Source organism: Aeromicrobium sp. PFPM2_SD2 (assembly GCF_057364525.1).
This window is the reverse complement of record NZ_JBNFNZ010000105.1, coordinates 1-6,636: the sequence shown is the minus strand read 5'-3', so window position 1 is coordinate 6,636 and position 6,636 is coordinate 1. Positions and strand designations below refer to the sequence as shown.

Genomic DNA, 6,636 nt, shown 5'->3' with positions numbered 1-6,636 from the left:
AGCACCTCGTCGACCGCCTGAGCCTGGACGCGTCGCGCGTCGCGGCGATGGCCGACGGCATCCGCACGGTCGTGGCCCTGCCCGACCCGGTCGGCGAGGTCGTCCGCGGCTCGACGCTGCCCAACGGCCTGCAGCTGCGTCAGGTGCGCGTGCCGCTCGGCGTCATCGGCATCATCTACGAGGCCCGTCCCAACGTCACCGCCGACGCCGCTGCGATCTGCGTCAAGTCCGGCAACGCCGTGCTGCTGCGCGGGTCCGGCTCCGCGGCCCGCTCCAACGCCGCGATCGTCGCCGTGCTGCGCGAGGCGGCCGAGGGGGCGGGGCTCCCGGCGGACGTCGTGCAGCTCGTGCCCGCCGACGACCGCTCGACGGCTCGCGCGCTCATGCAGGCCCGCGGCCTGGTCGACCTCGTCATCCCGCGCGGGGGAGCCGGGCTCATCCGCGAGGTCGTCGACAACGCCACCGTCCCGACGATCGAGACCGGCGCGGGCAACGTCCACGTGTACGTCGACGCCGACGCCGACCTCGACATGGCGCTGGAGATCGTCCTCAACTCCAAGACGCACCGCACGAGCGTCTGCAACAGCGCCGAGTCGCTGCTCGTGCACAAGACGGTCGCCGACGCGTTCGTGCCGCGCGTCGTCGCCGCGCTGCGCGAGCGCGGCGTCCTCGTGCACGGCGACCCCGCGTTCGTGGCCGCCGACCCCGCCGTCGTGCCGGTCACCGACGAGGACTTCGACACCGAGTTCCTGGCCCTGGAGATCTCCGCCCGCGTCGTCGACAGCCTCGACGACGCGCTGGAGCACGTCCGTCGCTACTCGACCGGGCACACCGAGGCGATCGTGACGTCGTCCATGGAGGCCGCGCAGCGCTTCACGCTCGGCGTCGACGCCGCCGCGGTCATGGTCAACGCCTCGACCCGCTTCACCGATGGCGGCGAGTTCGGCTTCGGCGCCGAGATCGGCATCTCCACCCAGAAGCTGCACGCCCGCGGACCCATGGGGCTCCCGGAGATGACCACGACCACGTACGTCGTCACCGGCACCGGCCAGATCCGCTAGCGGACGCCGGACGTCTCGGCGGCGTGGGATAGCATCGGGGCCATGTCGTCGTCCCTGATCATGCACGCCGCCGAGACCGCCGAGCACTCCGGTGGCGGCGTCAACCCGTTCGTCATCGGCGCCATCGCGCTCGTCATCCTGCTCGGCCTGATGCTCGGGCTGCTGAGCTTCGGCAAGGGCCGCGAACACTCCTGATGCGCCCGGACGCGACGAGGCGCCGATGAGCGGGCGCCGCGCCCGCATCGGCGTGATGGGCGGGACGTTCGACCCCATCCACCACGGCCACCTCGTCGCCGCCAGCGAGGTGCAGTCCTGGTTCGACCTGGACCAGGTCATCTTCGTGCCCACGGGCCAGCCCTGGCAGAAGAGCGACCGCCAGGTCTCGCCGGCCGAGCACCGCTACCTCATGACCGTCATCGCGACGGCGGCGAACCCGCGGTTCCAGGTCAGCCGGGTCGACATCGACCGCGCCGGCCCGACCTACACGATCGACACGCTGACCGACCTGCAGAAGCAGCTGCCCGACGCCGACCTGTACTTCATCACCGGCGCGGACGCCATGGCGCAGATCCTCACCTGGCGCGACCACGACGGGCTGTTCGACCTGGCCCACTTCGTCGGCGTCACGCGTCCGGGCCACGAGCTCGACGCCGCCGCGATCGAGAGCTTCCCGCACGACCGCGTCACCCTCGTCGAGGTCCCCGCCCTCGCCATCTCGTCCACCGACTGCCGCCAGCGCGCCGAGCGCGGGCAGCCCGTCTGGTACCTCGTGCCCGACGGCGTCGTGCAGTACATCCAGAAGCACCAGCTCTACGGAGATCACTCATGACCGCCACCGACCGTGCCCTCGAGCTGACCCGCGCCGCCGCGCGGCCGCGATCGACAAGGGCGCCACCGACGTCGTCGCGCTCGACGTCTCCGAGCAGCTCGTCATCACCGACGTCTTCCTGGTCTGCTCGGGCTCCAACCAGCCGCAGATCCGCGCCGTCCAGGACGCCGTGGAGGAGGCGCTGCTCAAGCTCGGCGCCAAGCCCGTCCGGCGCGAGGGCGCCCGCGAGGGACGCTGGGTGCTGCTCGACTTCGCCGACGTCGTCGTGCACGTCCAGCACACCGAGGAGCGCGCCTTCTACTCGCTCGAGCGGCTCTGGGGCGACTGCCCGACCGTGCCGCTGTCGTGAACAAGCGGATCGTCCTGTGGCGCCACGGGCGCACGCAGTGGAACGTCCAGGGACGCGTCCAGGGCCAGACCGACGTGCCGCTGGACGACGAGGGTCGTCGGCAGGCGCGGGTGGCCGCGCCGCGCCTGGCCGAGCTGCGGCCGGACCGCATCGTGTCCTCGGACCTGGTGCGCGCCCGCTCGACGGCCGAGGCCCTCGTGGAGCTCACCGGCGTCGAGCTGGAGATCGACCCCGCGCCTGCGCGAGGTCAGCTTCGGCGAGCGCGAGGGCATGACCGTGCGCGAGGCGTGGGAGCGCTGGCCCGAGGAGATGCGCAGCACGGCCGAGAACACCGGCCTGCGCGTCCCGGGCTCGGAGACCTACGAGGAGGCCGGCGCCCGCGTCGCCGTCGTCCTGGAGGAGCTGGCCGCGTCGCTGGAGGACGGCCAGACCGCCGTCGTCGTCTCGCACGGCGCGTCCATCCGCACCGGCGCGTGCACCTTCGTCGGGCTGCCGCAGGGGTACTGGCAGGTGTTCAGCGGGCTGAGCAACTGCGCCTGCGTGTACCTGGAGGAGCGGTGGGCCGGTCCCGGACGCAGCTGGCGCATCCAGGAGTGGAACTCCTGGACGCCGCCCGAGCCGGTGCTCTCCGACGACGAGGCCGACCCCGGTTTGGGGGAGTCGAGGGACGTCCGGTAGAGTTCCATCTCGGTTGATCGCGGGGCATTGGCGCAGTTGGTAGCGCGCTTCCATGGCATGGAAGAGGTCAGGGGTTCGAATCCCCTATGCTCCACCACCACCCGCAGCAGGCCCGCCGGAGACGGCGGGCCTGCTGCGTTCCTCGGCCCGGAACGGCCGGTCCCGAACCCGCCGTCGAGCGTTCACGGCCCGTTCATCGCAAGCCCCGCGCCGCCCTCCCGCGCGTCCCTACTGTTCTCGCGTCATTCCCGCGCGAGGAGACGGAGACGCAGTGTCGACATGGGTCCGGACGGCCGAGCCGTCCGTGGACGCGGACGCCCCCCGGCGCCTCGTCGGAGGCGAGAGCGGGGCCGACCGGGCCTTCGCCGTCTCGATGCGCGCGGTCGGCACGACGGTGCTGCTCATCACCGGCGGGATCGGGCTGTTCCTCGCCCTGCAGGCCTGGCCGACGCTGCGTCACTACGGCCTGTCGTTCTTCACCGAGACCCAGTGGGAGCCCGAGGCCGACGTCATCGGCATCGGGGCGGTGCTGGTCGGGACGTTCAGCGTGGCGCTCGTCGCGCTCGTGGTGGCCTTCCCGCTGGCGCTGCTGACCGCGCTCTACATCAGCGAGTACGCGCCGCCGAGGCTGCGCGGCCTGCTCGTGTCGATGGTCGACCTCATGGCCGCGGTGCCGAGCATCATCTACGGCCTGTGGGGCTTCTTCGTGCTCCAGCCGCACGCGTCCGCGGTCGCCCACTGGCTGCACGCCCACCTGGGCTGGATCCCGTTCTTCGCCGTCGAGGCCGACCCGGACGCCGCCGTCTGGGAGCAGAGCCGCTACACCGCGTCCGCCTTCGTCGCCGGGCTCGCCGTCGCGATGATGGTCATCCCCATGGCCTGCGCGGTGATGCGCCAGGTGTTCAGCCAGGCGCCGACGGGGGAGCGGGAGGCCGCGCTCGCGCTGGGTGCCACGCGCTGGGGGATGATCCGCTCGGTCGTGCTGCCCTTCGGCCGCGGCGGCGTCATCGGCGGGACGATGCTCGGCCTGGGCCGCGCGCTCGGCGAGACCATCGCGGTGCTGCTCATCATCTCGCCGGCCTTCGACCTCAAGATCCGCGTGCTGGAGGTCGGCACCAACACCGTCTCGGCGCTCATCGCCGGACGCTTCGGCGAGGCCAACGGCGCCCAGCTCGCCGCACTCCTGACCGCCGGCTTCGTCCTGTTCGTCATCACGCTCATCATCAACACGCTCGCCGCGGTCGTCGTCGCCCGCAGCCGATCCGGGGCGGAGACCGACGCATGACCCTCCTCGACAGCCCGCCGGTCGCCGGCGGCACCACCGTCCGCCACGAGCCGCCGTCCCTGGACGCGGGGCCCGCGCCGCGCCCGCTCACCACGACCACGGCCGAGGACCGGCTCGTCATGGCCGGCTCCTGGGTGGCCGGCCTGGCGATGGCCTGGCTGCTGACCCAGCGGCTGCTCCCCTGGAGCGGCCTGCTCGTGCTGGCGCTCACGACGTTCGCCTGCGCGATGGTCGTGCTCGCCGTCGCGTCGGCGATGACGACCAGCGCGTCGATCGTCCGCGACCGGCTGGCCAGCACCACGGTGCACGCCGCGGCGGCGGTCGTCGGGGCCGCACTGCTGTGGACGATCGGCTTCATCTTCCTGCGCGGCTTCGAGGCGCTGCCGCACCTGAACCTGCTCACCCAGGACATGGCCGGCGTCGGCCCGCGCGACTCGTTCGACCGCGGCGGCATCCTGCACGCGATCGTCGGCTCGCTCATCCAGGTCGGCATCGCCGTGGTCGTCACCGTGCCGCTGGGCATCGGCACGGCCGTGTTCATGACCGAGGTGGGCGGACGCTACGCCCGCATCGTGCGCACCGTCGTCGAGGCGATGACCGCGCTGCCCTCGATCGTGGCCGGCCTGTTCGTCTACACGACGGCCATCATCGGGCTGGGGCTGGACCGCTCCGGCATCGCCGCCGCGATGGCCCTCAGCGTCATGATGCTGCCGATCATCGCCCGGGCCTCGGACGTGGTGCTGCGCGTCGTGCCGGGCGGCCTGCGCGAGGCCAGCCTCGCGCTCGGCGCCTCGCGCTGGCGGACGGTGTGGCACGTCGTGCTGCCGACCGCCCGTCCCGGTCTCGCGACCGCGCTCATCCTGGGCATCGCCCGCGGCATCGGCGAGACGTCGCCGGTGCTCCTGACCTCCGGTGCCGCGCCCTTCCTCGTGCTCGACCCGACCGACGGCGTCATGAACTCCCTGCCGCTGTTCATCTACACCACCGTGCGCAGCGGTGAGCCGATCTACATCGCGCGCGCGTTCGCCGCGGCCACCGTCCTGCTCGTGGTCGTCCTGGCGCTCTTCGTCGCCGCCCGCCTGCTCGCTCGTCCCCCGAAAGGCCTTCGATGAACTCCCAGACCACCCGCCGCCGCGGAGCGAGGGCGACGCTCGCCGTGCTGCTCTCGCTCGCGGTGACCGTCGTGCTCGCGCGCCCCGCGGAGGCCGCCTACGCCCAGATCGAGGGCTCCGGCTCCACCTGGTCGCAGGTGATCCTGGAGCAGTGGATCGCCGACGTGAAGAACAACGGCATGCAGATCGCCTACAGCGGCGGCGGCTCGTCCCAGGGCCGCAAGGCGTTCGGCCAGAACGTCACGGACTTCGGCATCACCGAGATCCCGTACCAGGGCAAGGACGAGTTCGGGAACGTCGACTCGGCCGGCGACCGCGAGTTCGCCTACATGCCGATCATCGCCGGCGGCACGGCGTTCACCTACCAGCTCAAGATCGGCGGCAAGCCGGTCGAGAACCTGCGGCTCTCCGGCGAGACGATCGCCAAGATCTTCACCAACAAGATCACCAACTGGAACGACCCGGCGATCAAGAAGGACAACAACGGGCGGGTCTTCCCGTCGCTGAAGATCACGCCGGTCCTGCGTTCGGACGGCTCGGGCACGACCGCCCAGTTCACCGCGTGGCTGGACAAGCAGTTCCCGTCGATCTGGCGCGGCTTCTTCGGCCGGTCCGGGCTGACGTCGTACTTCCCGCGCAAGGGGACGGCGATCGCGGCGGCGGGCTCGGACCAGGTGATGAACACGATCGCCAGCCAGTCCGGCAACGGGCACATCGGGTACGTCGAGTACTCCTACCCGGTCAACAAGGGCTACCCGGTGGTCAAGGTGCTCAACAAGGCCGGCTACTACGTCGAGCCCACGCAGTACAACGTGGCGGTCGCGCTGACCAAGGCCAGGATCAACCAGGACAAGCGCTCCGACCAGTACCTGACGCAGATCCTGGACGGCGTCTACACGGCGTCCGACCCGCGCGCGTACCCGTTGTCGTCCTACTCCTACATGCTGCTGCCGACCGGCAAGAAGGACCGGCGCATGACGACGGCCAAGCGCCAGACGCTCGCCGACTTCATGTTCTACTCGCTGTGCCAGGGCCAGTCGAAGGCCGGCGCGTACGGGTACTCGCCGCTGCCGCTCAACCTCGTGCAGGCCGGGTTCGACCAGCTCAAGAAGCTCAAGACGGCCGACAGCAAGGTCGACATCACCGGCCGCAGCGTGACGCGCTGCAACAACCCGACCTTCGTCGCGGGCAACCTGAGCAAGAACAAGCTGGCCGAGGTGGCCCCGCAGCCGGCGGCCTGCGACAAGCAGGGAGCCGGCCCGTGCGGCGGTGGCACCGGCACCGCGCCCACCACGACCCAGGAGGCGGCTGCCGCGTCCGGC

7 protein-coding genes, 1 tRNA gene and 2 pseudogenes are annotated in these 6,636 nt (G+C 71.6%); all 10 read left to right on the top strand.

The window, feature by feature from the left end; all coding sequences use genetic code 11:
• Positions 1 to 1,061: glutamate-5-semialdehyde dehydrogenase (locus AC2W7G_RS07070; protein ID WP_485867812.1), on the top strand; the 1,061-nt coding region annotated here is incomplete at its 5' end.
• A gap of 42 nt (positions 1,062 to 1,103) precedes the next feature.
• Positions 1,104 to 1,256, top strand: coding sequence for a hypothetical protein (locus tag AC2W7G_RS07065; protein WP_485867811.1), 153 nt, complete (start codon positions 1,104 to 1,106; stop codon positions 1,254 to 1,256).
• Between the two features lie 25 nt (positions 1,257 to 1,281).
• Complete coding sequence (nadD, locus tag AC2W7G_RS07060; protein WP_485867810.1) at positions 1,282 to 1,890, top strand: nicotinate-nucleotide adenylyltransferase; 609 nt, start codon at positions 1,282 to 1,284, stop codon at positions 1,888 to 1,890.
• Positions 1,887 to 2,239, top strand: a pseudogene (rsfS, locus tag AC2W7G_RS07055) (ribosome silencing factor). The gene nadD and the pseudogene rsfS overlap by 4 nt, the downstream one beginning before the upstream one ends.
• Positions 2,236 to 2,412, top strand: a pseudogene (locus AC2W7G_RS07050) (histidine phosphatase family protein); the annotation flags it as partial. The pseudogenes rsfS and AC2W7G_RS07050, both read left to right, overlap by 4 nt.
• Positions 2,413 to 2,509: 97 nt before the next feature.
• A complete protein-coding gene (locus AC2W7G_RS07045; protein ID WP_485867809.1) occupies positions 2,510 to 2,917 on the top strand; it encodes a histidine phosphatase family protein in 408 nt (135 codons plus the stop codon).
• 21 nt (positions 2,918 to 2,938) lie between these two features.
• A tRNA-Ala gene (locus AC2W7G_RS07040) sits at positions 2,939 to 3,014 on the top strand.
• A gap of 207 nt (positions 3,015 to 3,221) precedes the next feature.
• Complete coding sequence (pstC, locus tag AC2W7G_RS07035) at positions 3,222 to 4,202, top strand: phosphate ABC transporter permease subunit PstC (protein WP_485867808.1); 981 nt, start codon at positions 3,222 to 3,224, stop codon at positions 4,200 to 4,202.
• The gene (gene pstA / locus AC2W7G_RS07030; RefSeq protein ID WP_485867807.1) at positions 4,199 to 5,314 is read left to right on the top strand and encodes a phosphate ABC transporter permease PstA; all 1,116 of its coding nucleotides are present in this window, start codon (positions 4,199 to 4,201) and stop codon (positions 5,312 to 5,314) included. Before pstC ends, pstA begins: the two co-directional genes overlap by 4 nt.
• Positions 5,311 to 6,636 (top strand): phosphate ABC transporter substrate-binding protein PstS (locus AC2W7G_RS07025; protein WP_485867806.1); only part of this gene is annotated, 1,326 nt, incomplete at its 3' end. The genes pstA and AC2W7G_RS07025, both read left to right, overlap by 4 nt.

Excerpts from the sequence above, each read along its gene's own strand:
- AC2W7G_RS07065 (WP_485867811.1), top strand. The coding sequence starts at position 1,104 with ATGTCGTCGTCCCTGATCATGCACGCCGCCGAGACCGCCGAGCACTCC.
- nadD (WP_485867810.1), top strand. The coding sequence starts at position 1,282 with ATGAGCGGGCGCCGCGCCCGCATCGGCGTGATGGGCGGGACGTTCGAC.
- AC2W7G_RS07045 (WP_485867809.1), top strand. The coding sequence starts at position 2,510 with ATGACCGTGCGCGAGGCGTGGGAGCGCTGGCCCGAGGAGATGCGCAGC.
- pstA (WP_485867807.1), top strand. The coding sequence starts at position 4,199 with ATGACCCTCCTCGACAGCCCGCCGGTCGCCGGCGGCACCACCGTCCGC.